The 15,727-nt window shown below is 48.1% G+C and carries 15 protein-coding genes; 10 read left to right on the forward strand and 5 right to left on the reverse strand.

The window, feature by feature from the left end:
* The first annotated feature begins 181 nt into the window (after positions 1 to 181).
* From BLD48_RS06045 to BLD48_RS06070, 6 genes are all read left to right on the forward strand, one after another.
* Positions 182 to 2,314 carry a (Fe-S)-binding protein gene (locus tag BLD48_RS06045; RefSeq protein WP_071499397.1) on the forward strand — a complete coding sequence of 711 codons (2,133 nt, stop codon included), beginning with the start codon at positions 182 to 184 and terminating at the stop codon, positions 2,312 to 2,314.
* 148 nt (positions 2,315 to 2,462) lie between these two features.
* Complete coding sequence (locus BLD48_RS06050; RefSeq protein ID WP_071499398.1) at positions 2,463 to 2,861, forward strand: MerR family transcriptional regulator; 399 nt, start codon at positions 2,463 to 2,465, stop codon at positions 2,859 to 2,861.
* Between the two features lie 34 nt (positions 2,862 to 2,895).
* On the forward strand, positions 2,896 to 4,209 hold the full coding sequence (locus tag BLD48_RS06055) for a hemolysin family protein (RefSeq protein ID WP_071499399.1): 1,314 nt from the start codon (positions 2,896 to 2,898) through the stop codon (positions 4,207 to 4,209).
* A 189-nt stretch (positions 4,210 to 4,398) separates the two neighbouring features.
* Positions 4,399 to 6,084 carry a LytS/YhcK type 5TM receptor domain-containing protein gene (locus tag BLD48_RS06060; protein ID WP_071499400.1) on the forward strand — a complete coding sequence of 562 codons (1,686 nt, stop codon included), beginning with the start codon at positions 4,399 to 4,401 and terminating at the stop codon, positions 6,082 to 6,084.
* 103 nt (positions 6,085 to 6,187) lie between these two features.
* Positions 6,188 to 7,216 carry an aldose epimerase family protein gene (locus tag BLD48_RS06065; RefSeq protein WP_071499401.1) on the forward strand — a complete coding sequence of 343 codons (1,029 nt, stop codon included), beginning with the start codon at positions 6,188 to 6,190 and terminating at the stop codon, positions 7,214 to 7,216.
* A gap of 70 nt (positions 7,217 to 7,286) precedes the next feature.
* Positions 7,287 to 8,141, forward strand: coding sequence for a DegV family protein (locus BLD48_RS06070; protein WP_071499402.1), 855 nt, complete (start codon positions 7,287 to 7,289; stop codon positions 8,139 to 8,141).
* A gap of 62 nt (positions 8,142 to 8,203) precedes the next feature.
* On the opposite strand, the gene crcB (BLD48_RS06075) is transcribed toward BLD48_RS06070, so the two are convergent.
* Both crcB (BLD48_RS06075) and crcB (BLD48_RS06080) read right to left on the reverse strand, forming a co-directional pair.
* On the reverse strand, positions 8,204 to 8,560 hold the full coding sequence (crcB, locus tag BLD48_RS06075; RefSeq protein WP_071499403.1) for a fluoride efflux transporter CrcB: 357 nt from the start codon (positions 8,558 to 8,560) through the stop codon (positions 8,204 to 8,206).
* Positions 8,557 to 8,958, reverse strand: a complete 402-nt coding sequence (gene crcB, locus BLD48_RS06080) for a fluoride efflux transporter CrcB (protein ID WP_071499404.1) — start codon at positions 8,956 to 8,958, stop codon at positions 8,557 to 8,559. Before crcB (BLD48_RS06080) ends, crcB (BLD48_RS06075) begins: the two co-directional genes overlap by 4 nt.
* A 261-nt stretch (positions 8,959 to 9,219) precedes the next feature.
* Here crcB (BLD48_RS06080) and BLD48_RS06085 point away from each other — a divergent pair, with 261 nt between their 5' ends.
* Positions 9,220 to 10,578, forward strand: coding sequence for a methyl-accepting chemotaxis protein (locus tag BLD48_RS06085; RefSeq protein ID WP_236629953.1), 1,359 nt, complete (start codon positions 9,220 to 9,222; stop codon positions 10,576 to 10,578).
* Positions 10,579 to 10,679: 101 nt separating this feature from the next.
* Complete coding sequence (locus BLD48_RS06090) at positions 10,680 to 11,609, forward strand: NADP-dependent oxidoreductase (protein WP_071499406.1); 930 nt, start codon at positions 10,680 to 10,682, stop codon at positions 11,607 to 11,609.
* 51 nt (positions 11,610 to 11,660) lie between these two features.
* Here BLD48_RS06090 and BLD48_RS06095 read toward each other — a convergent pair whose 3' ends face one another.
* Both BLD48_RS06095 and BLD48_RS06100 read right to left on the reverse strand, forming a co-directional pair.
* Complete coding sequence (locus BLD48_RS06095) at positions 11,661 to 12,431, reverse strand: nucleotidyltransferase domain-containing protein (RefSeq protein WP_071499407.1); 771 nt, start codon at positions 12,429 to 12,431, stop codon at positions 11,661 to 11,663.
* Positions 12,432 to 12,511: 80 nt separating this feature from the next.
* Positions 12,512 to 12,892, reverse strand: coding sequence for a winged helix-turn-helix transcriptional regulator (locus BLD48_RS06100; protein ID WP_071499408.1), 381 nt, complete (start codon positions 12,890 to 12,892; stop codon positions 12,512 to 12,514).
* Between the two features lie 120 nt (positions 12,893 to 13,012).
* Between BLD48_RS06100 and BLD48_RS06105 the strand changes: the two genes are divergently transcribed.
* Positions 13,013 to 13,867: a VOC family protein gene (locus tag BLD48_RS06105; RefSeq protein ID WP_071499409.1), complete on the forward strand. Its 855-nt coding sequence runs from the start codon at positions 13,013 to 13,015 to the stop codon at positions 13,865 to 13,867.
* A 53-nt stretch (positions 13,868 to 13,920) separates the two neighbouring features.
* On the opposite strand, the gene BLD48_RS16040 is transcribed toward BLD48_RS06105, so the two are convergent.
* A complete protein-coding gene (locus tag BLD48_RS16040) occupies positions 13,921 to 14,715 on the reverse strand; it encodes an NUDIX domain-containing protein (protein ID WP_083412252.1) in 795 nt (264 codons plus the stop codon).
* Positions 14,716 to 15,085: 370 nt separating this feature from the next.
* Between BLD48_RS16040 and BLD48_RS06115 the strand changes: the two genes are divergently transcribed.
* Positions 15,086 to 15,673 carry a DedA family protein gene (locus BLD48_RS06115; RefSeq protein WP_071499410.1) on the forward strand — a complete coding sequence of 196 codons (588 nt, stop codon included), beginning with the start codon at positions 15,086 to 15,088 and terminating at the stop codon, positions 15,671 to 15,673.
* Positions 15,674 to 15,727: the final 54 nt, after the last annotated feature.

The raw sequence follows: 15,727 nt of genomic DNA on the forward strand, positions 1-15,727 counted from the left end.
AAGTTGACATCTATGGGCTTGCGCCTCGCCTGAGGAAAGCGAGAGAGAACAACACGTTTTTTGTATGGCCCCCAATCTAACAGCGCGTCAGAAAAAAACATTAAAATAATGAATGAATAGCCATTCATTATATGCTATACTCATATCAAATAATGGCTTTAGGGGGAAAGGGGTTTGTTTCATGGGGACATTTTTACTGATTAACTGGATTGCCTTCCTGCTCGTCGCAGGTTATGCAGGTTATTTGTTTGTGACACTCGTCAAAAGTCGGTATGACGCGATTCGCAGGGGGAAAAAAGCGGAATGGTCGCTGACGAACAAAGAACGGCTCAACGCTGTTCTCGTTAACGTCTTTGGACAAAAGAAACTGTTGAAGGATAAGAAAAGTGGCACGATTCATGTCATGATGTTTTATGGATTTTTACTTGTTCAATTCGGGGCAATTGATTTTATTTGGAAAGGGCTTGCAGTCGGACAACGTTTTCCGCATATTCCGCTCGGACCACTTTATCCGATCTTTACATTTTTCCAAGAAATCGTCATGCTCGTCATTTTGGTTGCGGTCGTTTGGGGATTCTACCGTCGCTATGTCGAAAAATTGGTTCGATTAAAACGAAACTTCATGGCGGGTCTCGCCTTGATCTTCATCGGTGGATTGATGGTCGCCGTTTTGTTCGGAAACGGGTTTTTCCTCGTCTACGAAAATCATTCGACGTTCGGGGAACCGGTGGCGTCAGCGATTGCCTTCTTATTCAGCTGGGTACCGCAGCAAGTGGCGTTTGGATTATTCGTCTTCTTCTGGTGGGCACACTTACTGTTCTTGCTGAGCTTCATGGTCTACATTCCGCAAGGCAAACACGCGCACTTGATTGCCGGAACAGCCAACGTCTGGCTCGGACGAACATCAAAGGTCGGACGGATCACACCGATTGATTTGTCCGTTATGGAAGAAGCAGAGGATGACGAAGCGGAGTTCAGCTTTGGTGTTAACCGGATCGAAGATTTTAATCAAAAGCAATTAGTTGATCTGTATGCCTGCGTTGAATGTGGGCGCTGTACGAATATGTGTCCGGCGAGTGGAACAGGGAAGATGTTATCACCGATGGACTTGATCGTTAAACTGCGTGATCACCTGAATATGAAAACGGCAGCCATCACACAAAAATCACCGTGGGGACCGGCGTTTGCTTTTGAAGGGTCACAGGGAAATCAGATTGCTTCGCTTGCCGCGGCGGGTCAAATGGATGTTGTACCGGATTCATTGATCGGCAACGTCATCACGGAAGAAGAAATTTGGGCGTGTACGACGTGCCGGAACTGTGAAGACCAATGTCCGGTCATGAACGAACACGTCGATAAAATCATCGATCTTCGTCGTCACCTCGTGATGATGGAAGGAAAGATGGATCCAGAGATGCAACGGACGATGGCCAACATCGAACGCCAAGGGAATCCATGGGGGATGAACCGGAAGGAACGTGAGAACTGGCGCAAGACGCGGGAAGAACTTGTTGTTCCGACAGCGAAGGAAAAGAAAAAAGCCGGCGAAGCGTTCGAATACCTCTTCTGGGTCGGAGCGATGGGCTCGTATGACAGCCGCAGCCAAAAAATCGCGATGGCGTTTGCACGAATCTTAAATGAAGCGGACATCTCGTTTGCGATTCTCGGCAACGATGAGAAAAACTCAGGCGATACACCACGCCGGATCGGGAACGAAGTCTTGTTCCAAGAACTCGCGGAAGCGAACATCAAATCGTTTGAGAAATACGACGTCAAAAAAATCGTCACGATTGATCCGCATGCCTACAATACGTTTAAAAACGAATACCCTGATTTTGGTCTCAGTCCGGACGTCGAAGTGTATCACCATACGGAACTGCTCGCCCGATTGATTGACGATCAACGGATTAAACCGACGCATGAAGTCAAGGAACGCGTTGTCTATCATGATTCGTGTTACCTCGGTCGTTACAACGACATTTATGACGCACCACGCTATATCTTAGAGAAGATTCCAGGCATCACGCTTGTCGAAACGGAACGTAACCGGGAAAAAGGAATGTGTTGCGGAGCCGGCGGCGGTATGATGTGGCAGGAAGAGAAGGTCGGAGCACGGGTCAACGTCGCCCGGACGGAACAACTGTTGACAGTTCAACCATCTGTCATCGGATCGGCTTGTCCGTACTGTCTGACGATGCTCAGCGATGGGACGAAAGCAAAAGAAGTCGACGAGCAAGTCGCAACATACGACGTCGTTGAACTATTAGAACGTTCGATCGTCGGAACACCGGCCAAAGAAACCGTCACGATGTAAGCAAACGTTTTAAACAATCAACAAAAGCAGAATCTCAAACGTATCCTTTCGTCATGAGGGTACGTTTTTCGTTTTTTCGAATAAGCATAACGTTGTTCTGTACGGTTTAAAAGTGCTATGATAAAAATATTATCTAATGGAGTGGGAGGTGAGGATCTTTGGGAAGGCGTTGCTTAAAATCGGTCAGGTCGCGGAGGCCACCGGCTTATCAAAACGGACAATCGACTACTATACATCGCTCGGTTTACTGACAACAGAGCGGACAGCATCCGGCTATCGTTTGTATACGGAAGATGTCATTCAGCATATTCAAAAGATTGAGTATTTAAAAACACAGCGTCTGTCCTTGCAAGAGATTCTTGCTTTCTTCACCGAGCGTGAAATGAAAACGAGTGACGTCATTTATCAGGAAGTAAAGCAGCTTCAAGAAACCGTCAACGGACTTGAACAACGTTTAATGTCAGCTACGGATTTTGAGAAACAGGAGATTCGGTTGGAATTGTCGCGGCGTTTAACGTTGATTGCTTCCTTGATTGCACAGCTGTAACTAAAAAATGGAGGTGACCCCTGTTTAGGGGATTTTGGATACTATATTATTTATCAATTTATTTTTAGTGGTGTTATTGATCGTGTTGACCGCGTTTTTCGTCGGATCGGAATTTGCCGTCGTTAAGGTACGGATGTCGCGTCTGGATCAAATGGTTCAGGAAGGAAACAAAAGTGCCATCTTAGCGAAAAAGATTGCCGGTGACCTGGATTATTACTTGTCTGCCTGTCAGCTTGGGATCACGGTAACGGCACTTGGTCTTGGTGCACTAGGTGAACCGACTGTCGAAAAAATCCTGCACCCTGTGTTTGATGAGTTCGGTATTTCAGCATCTGTTTCGACACTCTTGTCGTTTGGGATTGCCTTTGTTTCCGTGACGTTTTTACACGTCGTCATCGGGGAACTGGCACCGAAGACACTGGCGATTCAGTATGCGGAGAAGATGACCTTATTGTTTGCCCGTCCACTGTATATTTTCGGGAAAATCATGTACCCGTTCATTTGGTTACTTAATGGCTCTGCCCGACTGTTCCTTGGATTATTTGGGGTCAAACCGGCTGGACACGAACAAGCCCACTCAGAAGATGAGTTGAAAATCATCATGGCACAAAGTTTCCAAAGCGGTGAAATTAATCAGACGGAACTTGCACTCATGCAGAACGTGTTTGCGTTTGACGAGCATGTCGTTAAAGATTTGATGGTTCCACGGATGCGGATGGCGACGATTTCAGAACGGTTGTCAAAAGATGAACTGATGGAAATCTTCATGGACAATCCGTTTACGCGTTATCCGGTCACGGAAGAAAATGATAAAGACCGGATTCTTGGTTACATCAACGTCAAAGAAATGTTGACGGACTTCGCCAACGGGAATAACCATCCGGTCACACATTACGTGAAGGATTTACCAGTCGTATCGGAAGTCACATCACTTCAAGATACGTTACGGAAGATGAAAAAGACCCGGTCACATATCGTGCTGGTCGTTGACGAATATGGTGGAACAGCCGGAATCGTCGCGATGGAAGACTTACTCGAAGAAATCGTCGGTGAGATTCGTGACGAGTTTGACACGGATGAGGTCGAAGAGGTTCAAGAGTTGCCGAACAATGAATACTTGGTTGCGGGAACGGTATTGCTCGAAGATCTTGAAGCCCGGTTCGGTTTGACGTTTACGAACGATGAAGACGTTGATACGATCGGTGGTTGGATTCAAATGCATAATATCGATCTTCAACCAGGCGAACACATTGATACGGAAGCTTTTTCTGTTGAAGTAATGGAAATGGAAAACTATCAAATCAATCAAATTAAATTGTGGTTACATCCGCTCGAACGAGCGGAATGACAAACAGCGTCTTTCGTCTTATGCGAAAGACGTTTTTTTGTATAAGACGTCAGTTGAAAACTAAAAATCGATCAGAGTGTGCAAAGAATCAAAACAGGAGTAGGGAAATGGAGGGGCGAGCGGGAAAGAGTAAAGAGTAAAGAGTAAAGAGGCAAAAGATGATTTTTTAGACGAGAAGGGAGAAATCCAGTGCTTGAGCAGATCCCGTTTTTACTCAGCCGGTTAGGTATGTTAGCCTTATTGGCCTTTTTATTGTCCCAGTGGCGAACGTCACGCCACCTGTTCCAAACGTCTTCACGGCGTGCCCATCGTCTGATTTTATTGAGTCTGTTTGTCCTGTCCGGGATTCTGATGAACTATGCAGGCATCGGGATTTCATCCGATCAAACGATTGACCCGTTACTCGGCTTAGCCGTCGCACCGGATCAGTGGATCGTCGATACACGGTTGACGATCATCGTCACGAGTGGTCTGCTTGGCGGTCCGGTCATCGGTGGTTTGACGGGACTGCTTGTTGGGTTTCACCGATTTTGGCTCGGTTCGTTCGGCGCAGAGTCCGGTTGGATCATCGCGATCGGTACAGGACTGTTAAGTGGATTATACAGCCGTCAGTGGCGGGTCAAGGATGGCTATTCCTTGTTGCAACCGATTGGAATCGTCTTGAGTGCCGTTCTGCTCGATATTGGAGTGGCCTTGATACTTGCGACGAATCAAGCACTCGTGTTGGAGCTGACGCGTCAAGCGGTCTTTCCGATGCTCTTTGCCAATGTGGTCGGAGTCAGTGTCTTCATCGCGATCTTACGGACACAATTACGACTGGAGCAAGAACTATTCATTCGCGAATCGGCCCGTTCCTACCGTTTGCTAGACGCAATCCGTCCGTTGCGTAAAAGCGGGATGACGGTCGATGTCGCCCGTCAGATCGGAGCGACAATTCTGACGGAAACGAAAATCAATCGTGTCGTCTTGCTTGGAGCGGAGGGAATTCTGGCTGATGTCCGGACGGGGCAGGATACAGCGGATTTATTTCAGCATCAGACCATCCTCGACTGGGTCGAGGAAGGACAAATCTATCGGTCAGAAGACAAGTTGACCCATCAAGTCGTATCGTTTCATCCGTTACACATCGAAGGTAAAAAAGCCGGTATCGTCTGCTGGTTTCCGGCCGATTTATTTGACGATACGATGGAACGGACGATGGAACAGTTGGTCGACTTACTTGCCCGCGAACTCATCACCTATCAAGAGGAACAATCGGCACAGTTTCCGAGTGCAACGATCAAGCCGATCCTCAGTACGAACTACCTCCTTGGAATCATCGATGAGATTCATCAGACGGCTGATCCCGGTACACCGGTCAAACATCAACTGGGAGCGCTTCGCCAACTATTGATGACGGCCCGACGCCTCGACGCCTATCCCTTACGAGAAGAGCTGCTGACGCTCAAATCGTATCTATCCTTGGAAGGAATTCGGCGTCATCATCCATTGACACCTGCGGCCGTCACGATTGATTTGGATATCGAGACGGCCGTCGAGGAACATTTCGTGTTCCCGTTGTTTGTAACACAACTGGTCGATAATGCGTTACGGCACGCCTTTCCACAAAGTGGTCCGCATCATCGGATCGATGTCCGGGCCTTTCAACAGGGATTGCATTGGGTGGTAGAAGTCTCGGACAATGGGACCGGGATGCCACTTAAATTTTTGAAGCGATGGGAGCAGGACAAACGGACGGAAACAAGCAACTTATTTTTGTTGCGGCGGGCACTGCATCGGCGTTATGGAACTGCGGCACGCTGTATGATTCATTCACGACCGGGTAACGGGACACGGCTAGAGATATTCCTTCCCGTCGCCACCGATTGGTCCTGACAATCATTCGATTCTGCCCGGTAGAATCGAATGATTGTTTTTTTTTAGCCGATCCTGGGTAAAAATGAAAGCAAGAGCAGATTGACACAGGAGGATAAAGCGCATGATTACAACAAAAGAAGTCGGTCCTTCCGGCGAGCAACCGATCATCGCGTTTACATTGATGAATCGTAGCGGACACAGCGTAGAGCTACTCAATTTAGGCGGAAAAATCACGGCAATCCGTGTTCCGGATCAACAGGGAACGGTCGAAAATGTCGTCTTGGCCTTTGATGATATCGAAGAATATTTAGAAGATCCGCATCATTTAGGGGCAACGATTGGCCGGGTCGGTGGTCGGATCGCCAACGGAGCATTTGCGCTCGAAGGGATGAATTATATCCTCGAACAAAACGAAGGCGATCATCATCTGCATGGTGGCAGCGTCAACTGGTCGAACCGCTTTTTTGATTATGAAATCGACGGTGACACACTTCACCTGTTGCTGACGAGTCCGGACGGAGAAAACGGCTATCCCGGACAACTCAATGTCCGGCTGACGATCGACTGGACCGATGATGATGCGTTGATCTTGACGTATCACGCGACGACGACGGCTTCGACTCCGTTCAGCCCGACGAACCACACGTATTTTAATTTGACGGGAAATGCAAAAACGACGATTGAACAACACCGTCTACGGATGGATGCGCCTTTTTACATTCCGTTAGACGATGAATCGGTTCCGACGGGTGAGATTCTATCCGTCAACGAGACGGTCTTTGATTTCCGGACAGCTCGGTCGTTATACGAAGTAACACATGCAAGTGATGAAGCGTTACGACAAGCCGGTAGTGGTGTCGATCATCCCTTTTTATTAAAAGAAGGCGGAGAAATCGTTTTAGAAGAACCGGTCAGTGGCCGAATGTTGCGTGTCGAGACCGATCAACCGGGTGTCGTCGTCTATACCGGCAATCATTTAGCCGGTGACTTTACGATTGCCGGGCGTCGTGCGACACCGTATCTCGGGATTTGCCTCGAAACACAAGGTTTACCGGACGCCATCAACCAACCGGATTTTCCGTCTGTCGTCTTACGGGCAGGCGAAGTCTATGAAAAACGGACGACCTTCCAATTTAGTCAGATCCAGTAACGTTTTTTGCTAACAACCTAAGCGAGTATGGTAGGATAAAGCGAGAAGAATCTAACGGAGGCATAGGAAAATGACTAAAATAGCATGGGTGACCGATAGTATGGCCTATTTCAAAAAGGAAGAGGCAGAAGCAATCGGCGTCAATGTCGTACCGATTCAAATCATGCTCGGTGAGACAGCATACAACGAAGATACGATTACTGTCGAACGGTTATTCCGAGCGCTTGAGGCAGACAAGAAGTTAGTCGCCAAGACCTCACAACCGATTTTTGGGGAATTCGTCGGGACGTATGAACGCTTAAAAGAAGAAGGATACGACTGTGCGATTGCCGTTCACTGTACGAATGGCCTGTCGAGCACGGTCCAAAGTTCGGCATCGGCAGCGGAAGCAGCGAGCTTCTCAGTCCATATCATCGATTCGCATACGGCGTTTGAAAACCAACAGGAATTCATTCGTTACGGGATGGCGCTGGAAGCAGAAGGCAAGTCGGTCGAAGAGATCACGGCTGCTTTACATGCGTTGGCGAAAAAAACGCACTTTTATATGATCGTCGGGAACATGGAGACGATGCGCCGGGGTGGGCGTGTATCATCCGGAGATTTGTTCCTTGCGAACCTGCTCAGCATCAAACCGATCATCACGACGGATGAATCAGGAAAAATCGTCCCGTTCAAAAAGGCACGATCACTGAAAAAAGCCTACATCGAAATCATCAAACAGGTGGAAGAAGCGATGCGTCAGCATACGTTTTATAAAAACCGGATTTATGTCGCGACGACGATGGCACCAGAGATGGCAGCGGATTTGCGTGCACAAGTCGCAGCGAAGTTTCCGGAACTGACCGTCCTCGACGGAACGTTTGGTCCAGCGATTGGAACACATGCCGGAGCAGAAACGGTCGGCTTGTTCTGGCTGAATGACTAAAAAATAAGAACGAACAAGAACCAGGATTTGTTCCCATGTGTCGGGGCAAGTCCTGGTTCTTTTTAGATGTTCAATGAAACAATGATTCCTAAAAATGCGGCACTGATACCAAGAAGATAGCTGAGTCCAAGGTAAAGGGCCAACGTTTTTCTGTTTTGATTCTGAACGAGTTGCAGTGTCTCGAGTTTAAAAGTCGAAAACGTCGTAAAGGAGCCGAGAAAACCCGTTCCGAGCAATAACGTCCATGTCGAATCAAGATGCGAACCGATGACGAGACCGAGTAAAAAAGAACCGAGGGTGTTGATGACGAATGTCGCCAGCGGAAAATCTTTTTTCCAAATCGTTTTGGTCCACTGGCTGATGGCAAATCGGCTGATAGCGCCAAAAAAGGCACCGGTCGCAAGAGCAACAAGATTCATGAGGCGTCCTCCTTCTGAAACAGACGTAACCGTCTTGTCCCAAGGGCGTAGCCGAGATAAGACATCAACAATCCACCGAACAAACTGATGACGATATACACAAAGGCGTAACCATAAAAACCGGCCCGTAACAGTTCAACGGATTCGACACTGAACGTTGAAAAGGTTGTAAAGGAACCGACAAAACCGGTTCCGAGTGCTGTCATCGCGTATTGATGAAGCAACGCCGTCTTAAATAAAAAGTGCGTCGCATATCCTAAGACGAAACAGCCGATCAGGTTAATGCTTAACGTCGCCCATGGAAATGTTCCGACTGCAAAATGAGTGATGAGAAGGCTGAGACCATAACGGGCAGAAGCACCAAGGATACCAGCCAGCCCGACTAATACATATAACATCTGAAGCCGCCTTTCTGTCCATTTTGTATTCACCATACGCTTTTCAGAAATCAAGCGTCAAGCCATGAAAATTTTCATGGAGACTAAACGTCATTTCAAAATTGGACGATAAGAAAGTGTACGAATCCAACCGAAGGAGTTTTGCAGATGGTCTCACCCCTTGAACGACTGAGTACGAAAATTCTTTCTCGTCTCATTGCATCATTAATTACAATCGCACATCCCTTGATTTTTATTTTTGTTCAATTGGACTATGTCCCCATGAGTGTATTTTATCAATTTTTGGTCGGAGGTCTGTTACTTACGGTCGCTTTGCTGGGTGGAAATCGGTTTTTGGGCGATCAGCTCAGCGGAAAATATATTCAAATCGTATTGACCTATCTTGTACTGGCACTTGTCCTTGTGACCGTGCCAACTCAAAGTATTTGGACGATTGCTTATCTGTATTTAACGATTTCAGTCATCTACCTCATTCCCCATTTAGTCGTAGTGGCAGGTTTGCTCGGATTGCTGGAGCTGATCCTCTTTACAGTGTTTGGAACTATTACGTTTTCGAATCTGTTTGATATGATCGTCGCATTCGTCATCTATTTGATGGTCTTTTCGGCAGCCACGTTTGTTGCTGTCTTCGGACGAAATGTCATGCGGGAAGTGAAACGCCAACAAGAAAAAGCAGAGCATTACGCAGCAAGCTCTGAGCTGACGCTTGAGCAATCAGCCGCTACAGCAACCGATGTCACGACGTTCACGGAAGGAATGAGTGAAACCGTCGATACGGCGAAAGTGTCATTTGAGAAAATTGATCAGGCGATGCAGATGTTAGCCGCTAACTCGTCGGAAAATGCCCAATCCGTCCGTCAGATTAAACGGATGAACACGGATAACGTCGCGTTGATGACGGATGTCGCGACAGCCGTCAATCGGGCGCTTGCCCTCAGTTCATCATCGAAAGTCACGGCGGAGCAAAGTCAGGCTACCATCAGCGAAGCCGGAGAGTCGTTGCAGCAATTAACCGAAAGCATGGATGAATCGGTCACCGCCTTTGGACATCTCGCCGGACGCTTCAAAGAGATCGTCAGCATCACCTCGAGCATCAATGCGATTGCGACACAAACCAATCTATTGAGCTTAAATGCCTCAATCGAAGCGGCACGTGCCGGTGAGTTCGGGAAAGGGTTCACCGTCGTCGCCCAGGAAATCCGGAATTTGTCCGCGCAGACGGCAGCCGCCTCGACGGAAATCAATCAGATCATCGAGCGGGTTGATCGTGATGTCATGCAGACCGGTAATTCGATTGATGCCAGCACCAACTTACTGCGGGAGCAGGAAGCGCGGATGCAACGGAGTCAAACCGCCTTGCAGACGATTGCGACAGACTCCAATGATTCCGTTCAGGCGATCAGCGGTGCGCAGCAACAATTCGCGACGATTACAAATAGTCTTTCGAATATCGCACAGGCGACCGAACAACTCGACGCCTTCATGGATCTGTTACTCACGAGCAGTGATCAACTATCGGGACTGACACGGTCACAAGTCGAACAAATTGGTGATTTACAGCAAGCGATTCATACACTAAACGAAACCGCATTAACCCTTCAACAGACGGCCCATGCCTGACACCTGTGTACCGATTCTTAAGAGTCGGTGCACTTTTTTCGTTTGTCACAAGTCTTGATGGGGAACAACTAAGAGGTACAACAATCAGAGGAGGAAATGACATGAAAGCAGCCTATATTGAACAGTACGGTGGATCGGAACAATTTAAAGTGGGGGAACTGGACCGTCCGATTGTCGGAGCCGATGACGTGTTGATTGCGGTGCATGCAGCAAGTGTCAATCCGGTTGATTGGAAGTTGCGTGAAGGATACTTAAAAGAGATGCTCAGTTACGATATGCCGCTCGTCATCGGTTGGGACGTGTCCGGTGTCATCGAAGAAGTCGGAGAGAACGTGACAGACTTGAAGGTCGGCGACGAAGTCTTCAGTCGGCCGGACATCGCCCGCCAAGGCACATACGCCGAATATGTAGCGGTAGATGCTCATCTTGTCGTCAAGAAACCGGAAGCCCTGACGTTTGAAGAGGCAGCATCACTACCGCTCGTCGCCCACACGGCATGGCAGGTCATGTTTGAAGTGATGGATGCAAAAGCGGGAGATAAAATCTTTATCGGAGCAGGTTCAGGCGGTGTCGGAACAGTTGCAATTCAGCTCGCGAAAGCACACGGCTTACACGTCATCACGTCGACGAGTACGAAAAACGTCGATTGGGTCAAAGCACTCGGAGCAGACGAAGTCATCGACTATAAACAGCAAGACCCGGCAGAAACTGTCCATGATCTTGATTTTGTGTTTGATACGATAGGCGGCGATGGACAAGCGAAGCTGTACCAGATGCTCAAGCCAAACGGGATGCTTGTCTCGATCTCAACACCACCGGACGAGGAACAGGCGAAACAGGCGGATGCCCGTGTCGCCTATGTCTTCATGCAACCGACAGGCGAGCGGCTTCAACATATCGCCCAAGCAGTGGAACGGGGAGAGTTGAAACCAGTTGTCGATCGGATTTTTGATTTGGATCAAATCAAAGAAGCACATGACTACGGAGAAGAAGGTCATGCTAAAGGGAAAATTGTCATTAAAGTGAAGTAAGCGCATAAAAAGCCGGTTCCCTTAGGAGGAAGCCGGCTTTTCCTATGTTGTCTAACAGATTTGTTTTGATTCGAGCAAGCGGTCGAGTAACTGTAACGTGTCCGGTTGATTAATCAGCATCTGTTGCAAGTGCGGCCGTTCTTCCTGTAAGAATTCCCGGTAGAGACGTGCCGCCTCGGTATGCGTTGCCGGGACGAGGACGTTATAAATCGCTTCAAGACGTAGACGTGGAGATTCCGGTAAATAGTCAGGAACCGTTTTTAAACCGAGTTGCGCCCGGTCAGGAACATACCGGTGCAAAAGGACTTTGGCAAATTTGATCAGCGCGCTCCGCAACATTTCGACTGCCCATAGCGCGTTCCCGCGTCCGGCTGCTTTTTGGTACTGAAACAGGAACCAGACCGCATCGATCGCTTCATTCTCCGCTTCTTTTGTCGTAAGTGTCAAAGACGACATGTCGATGTAGGTCTCGAGTTGTCCTTTTGGATCATATAAGACACGAATCGTATCGGAATGATTCAACGATTCGCGGGTCACCGTAAACAGGTCGACATGCAAGAGATCATCGTACACGACGATCAGTTGCGGTGCGACAATGAAGATGTCGTCTTTCCAAATGATCGGACGATAAACAGACAGATGCGTCAGCCGACGGGTTAGAAATTTCGCCATCCGCTCTTCGGATACTAAACAGTAAAGGTCGATATCCGAATAGACATCTTCTTCACCGCGTCCAAATGAACCTTTCAAAAAAATCGCTTCGACAGCCGGATCTTGTCTTAAACGTGCTACTAACTGTTCAATCGCATGAAGTTGATGCATGGGGCTCGCTCCCTTATATAGTCTATTCCGTCAGTATACGTGAAATAAGGGATATTATTCCATAAAAAAGAGCGATTCCATTAAAATGAATCGCTTGTACTAGAAGTAAGTGTTGGTGTCGTATCTTGAAGCATGTCTTTCTGCGCCAAATGTTCTACGTGTTTTTCGCCCCAGGCGTTGATGGCGTTCAGAACAGGAATCAACGTTTTTCCGTAATCCGTCAGCGAGTATTCAACTCGCGGCGGGACGACCTGATAGATTTCCCGGTGAACGATATCGTTCAGCTCGAGTTCCCGGAGCTGGGCTGTCAGCATTTTTTGCGTGATGTTCGGGAGATTCCGTTTCAGTTCACTGAAGCGGAGCGTCCCGTGGGTAATCAGTTCGAGCAAAATCGACGGTTTCCATTTCCCGGTCAGGATTTCGAGCGCCGTCTCGACGCGGCAGCTTGGTGTCTCTTCCATCGGTAGACCTCCTTCATGGTATCGTTTAGGATACTATACCACCTTTTAGTGCCTACTTCCGTTCCGGTCGCTCCTGATGGATAATGAACACACGAAGCGAACCCATGAGGAGGAAACAAAATGAATATCGATCCAAACATTACACTCGGACCGGTCAGCTTACGAATTACCAATCTGGAACAATCGATTACGTTCTACCGGGATGCACTGGGATTAAACGTTTTAAAACAAGACGAACAGAAGGCAACACTTGGAGCCAAGACAACGCCGCTCGTTGTGCTCGAACAACATAGTACGGCGAAACTACTCCCGAAAAATTCGGTGGCGGGACTGTATCATTTCGCGATTTTATTGCCGAACCGAAAAGAGCTCGGATTCGTCATCCGCAACTTGATCGCCCAAGGGATTGAACTTGGACAAGGGGATCATCTCGTCAGCGAAGCGTTTTATTTATCGGATCCGGACGGAAACGGGATTGAAATTTATACCGACCGTCCGCGTGAGACGTGGACGTATGAAGCGAACGGTGACGTCAAGATGACGACGGATCCGGTTGACTGGAAAAGTATGCTCGTCGAAGCAGGCGAAGAAGACTGGTACGGTATGCCGGTGGAGACCGTCATGGGGCACGTCCATTTTCACGTCAAGTCACTGGAAGCAGCCCGTAAGTTTTATGTCGAGACGCTTGGTTTTGATGTTGCCGCAGACGCGTCACGCATGCGGGCATTGTTCCTGGCTGCCGGCGGCTATCATCACCATATCGGGACAAACGTCTGGGCAGGGGTGGATGCACCGAAAACACCGGGCGATGCAGTTGGCTTAAAATACTGGACGTTAATTTATCCGGACGCGGCTTCGCGTGAAACGGCAGTCGCAGCACTCGATCAATCACCGTATGAAGTCAACCGCCAAGAGGATGCGATTTACGTGACAGATGATGCCGGAATCACTGCCCGTTTAATGGCTCAAGCCTGATGACTCCATAGAAAAAAGCGATTTCGATGACGAAATCGCTTTTTTGACGTCTCTTAATTTTGACCGGACAAAGCTGACGGTGCATTGCCATCATAACGGCTGATCAATTCATAAGGACGGACTTTATAAAGGGCATGCGGGAAGTAATGCGGATCCATCGCATCAAGCGTCCGCAACTGGAAGTGTTCCCGTTTGATATAGGAATCGATGTTGTCGCGGGTAAGAGGGAAAAAGCCGACTTCCGCCGTTTCGCCTTCTTGAGGACGGAGTTCGCCGCCTGTATACGTACCGCGGAATGCAACACAGAGAACGTGACTCGAGATGTTTTGATAAATGCCTGTGATACCGTCAATCGTTACGTCAGCACCGGTCTCTTCTTTGACTTCGCGTTTGACGGCGTCAAGAATCGACTCATGATTTTCGACCTGGCCGCCCGGCATCTCGTACGTATCTCCGCGATGTAGATTGCGGACGAGCAAGACTTCCCCGGCTTCATTCGTAATATAGGCGGTGACGCTGACGATGGCACGCGGCGGGGCATAGACACCTGTCGCGGTCAAAAAGTCTTCCGTTGATTTAATATAAAGGTTTTTTCCGAGACGGGCGCGTTTTTTCATCGCTTCGCGGCGCAGTGTACTGCCACGGACGTCCCGGTCGACTTGTTCGTAATGTTCACGATCACGATATTCCCAGATCGCAATGACTTCATCTTCTGCTTCGTTCACCCAGCGACCGACAAGACGGGCACCGTGGCTGATTTGTAAAGGGTAGAGATACGTGTGAAAGAACTCGGTAAATTCCTGCAGTCGTTCCGGGCGAATCGTATAGGTCTTCCGGCGATGTAACATGGAAATTCCTCCTCTATCGTTTCAGCAGTTATGTTCTTAGACTACCTTCTCGTACTCCAAACGAAATTCCTTCTTTTCCCCTGAATCCGTTCACGAAAAAACGACTCCGCTTAGAGCAAAGTTGTTTGAGAAGATGCCGTTGGACGTCACGAAAGAACAGACGATCCAATCGAAGTGTTCGGTGACGAGACTACCTACTATAATTCCAATTAGTACAGCCGTTTCTAAGCCTGATGGTACATGAAAATCGAAAGCACTTTTTGGGCGGATGACCAAAAGATAAGAACTAGTTAAGAAAAGAAAAGGGCTCAACTACAGAAAAATCGGGCATACTTTAGTATAGAGAGAAAAAGAGGGAAGTGAGAAGGTAATGGATATTATGGCGTTGATTCGGTTGGCGGGCGGAATTATGTTTACCCCTTTATCGGATGATGTGTTGATGATGGGGCATGTCGCATTACGAATACGAGAAGGCATTCATCCGATTTTGATTTGGTTGACAGCATGGCCGGTCTTTTTCATTGCCTTTGCCTGGTTTTATCTGCTGGCCCGTTTTTTCCGTGAGATTCCGATCGTGAAACGTTTGATGAAATCAAAATTTTTAGAGCAGGCAGAGTCGATTTTGGAGCGCCGTGGTTTATGGGCGATTGGTTTATCGTTCTTTTTACCGGGTGTCCGTCATCCGATTCATTACGTCGCAGGATTACTTGGTTATCCGTTACCCCGTTATTTAGCGATGACATTCGCTGCGGCAGGTCTCTATACCGGTTTATGGACCTTTTTGATTGTTCGGATCGGAGAAGCTGTCACATGGTCGGAACTAGGGATATGGTTAAGTGAAAATCCAAGTATGGTACTTGTTATTATGGCGGCTTTATTGGCGATCATCATTTCAGGTGTCGTGCACGCAAAACGTCGCAATCGCCTAAAAAAAGAAGAGAAGTACATCACGGAATAACTTTATCGGATCCTGGTGAAACACCGCATTCGATGAAGTATTTTCTACATAAAA

This window comes from Exiguobacterium sp. KRL4, assembly GCF_001870785.1.
Classification (GTDB): Bacteria; Bacillota; Bacilli; order Exiguobacteriales; family Exiguobacteriaceae; genus Exiguobacterium_A.

What these genes read in the sequence shown, in the direction of transcription:
- BLD48_RS16040 (WP_083412252.1), bottom strand. Translation starts at nt 14,715, where the DNA reads ATGTTACATCGCCGGAAGACCTATACGATTCGCCCGGAACGACTGCAG.
- BLD48_RS06070 (WP_071499402.1), top strand. Translation starts at nt 7,287, where the DNA reads ATGACTAAAATAGCATGGGTGACCGATAGTATGGCCTATTTCAAAAAG.
- crcB (WP_071499403.1), bottom strand. Translation starts at nt 8,560, where the DNA reads ATGAATCTTGTTGCTCTTGCGACCGGTGCCTTTTTTGGCGCTATCAGC.
- BLD48_RS06085 (WP_236629953.1), top strand. Translation starts at nt 9,220, where the DNA reads ATGAGTGTATTTTATCAATTTTTGGTCGGAGGTCTGTTACTTACGGTC.
- BLD48_RS06065 (WP_071499401.1), top strand. Translation starts at nt 6,188, where the DNA reads ATGATTACAACAAAAGAAGTCGGTCCTTCCGGCGAGCAACCGATCATC.
- BLD48_RS06045 (WP_071499397.1), top strand. Translation starts at nt 182, where the DNA reads ATGGGGACATTTTTACTGATTAACTGGATTGCCTTCCTGCTCGTCGCA.
- BLD48_RS06105 (WP_071499409.1), top strand. Translation starts at nt 13,013, where the DNA reads ATGAATATCGATCCAAACATTACACTCGGACCGGTCAGCTTACGAATT.
- BLD48_RS06090 (WP_071499406.1), top strand. Translation starts at nt 10,680, where the DNA reads ATGAAAGCAGCCTATATTGAACAGTACGGTGGATCGGAACAATTTAAA.
- crcB (WP_071499404.1), bottom strand. Translation starts at nt 8,958, where the DNA reads ATGTTATATGTATTAGTCGGGCTGGCTGGTATCCTTGGTGCTTCTGCC.
- BLD48_RS06095 (WP_071499407.1), bottom strand. Translation starts at nt 12,431, where the DNA reads ATGCATCAACTTCATGCGATTGAACAGTTAGTAGCACGTTTAAGACAA.
- BLD48_RS06115 (WP_071499410.1), top strand. Translation starts at nt 15,086, where the DNA reads ATGGATATTATGGCGTTGATTCGGTTGGCGGGCGGAATTATGTTTACC.
- BLD48_RS06100 (WP_071499408.1), bottom strand. Translation starts at nt 12,892, where the DNA reads ATGGAAGAGACACCAAGCTGCCGCGTCGAGACGGCGCTCGAAATCCTG.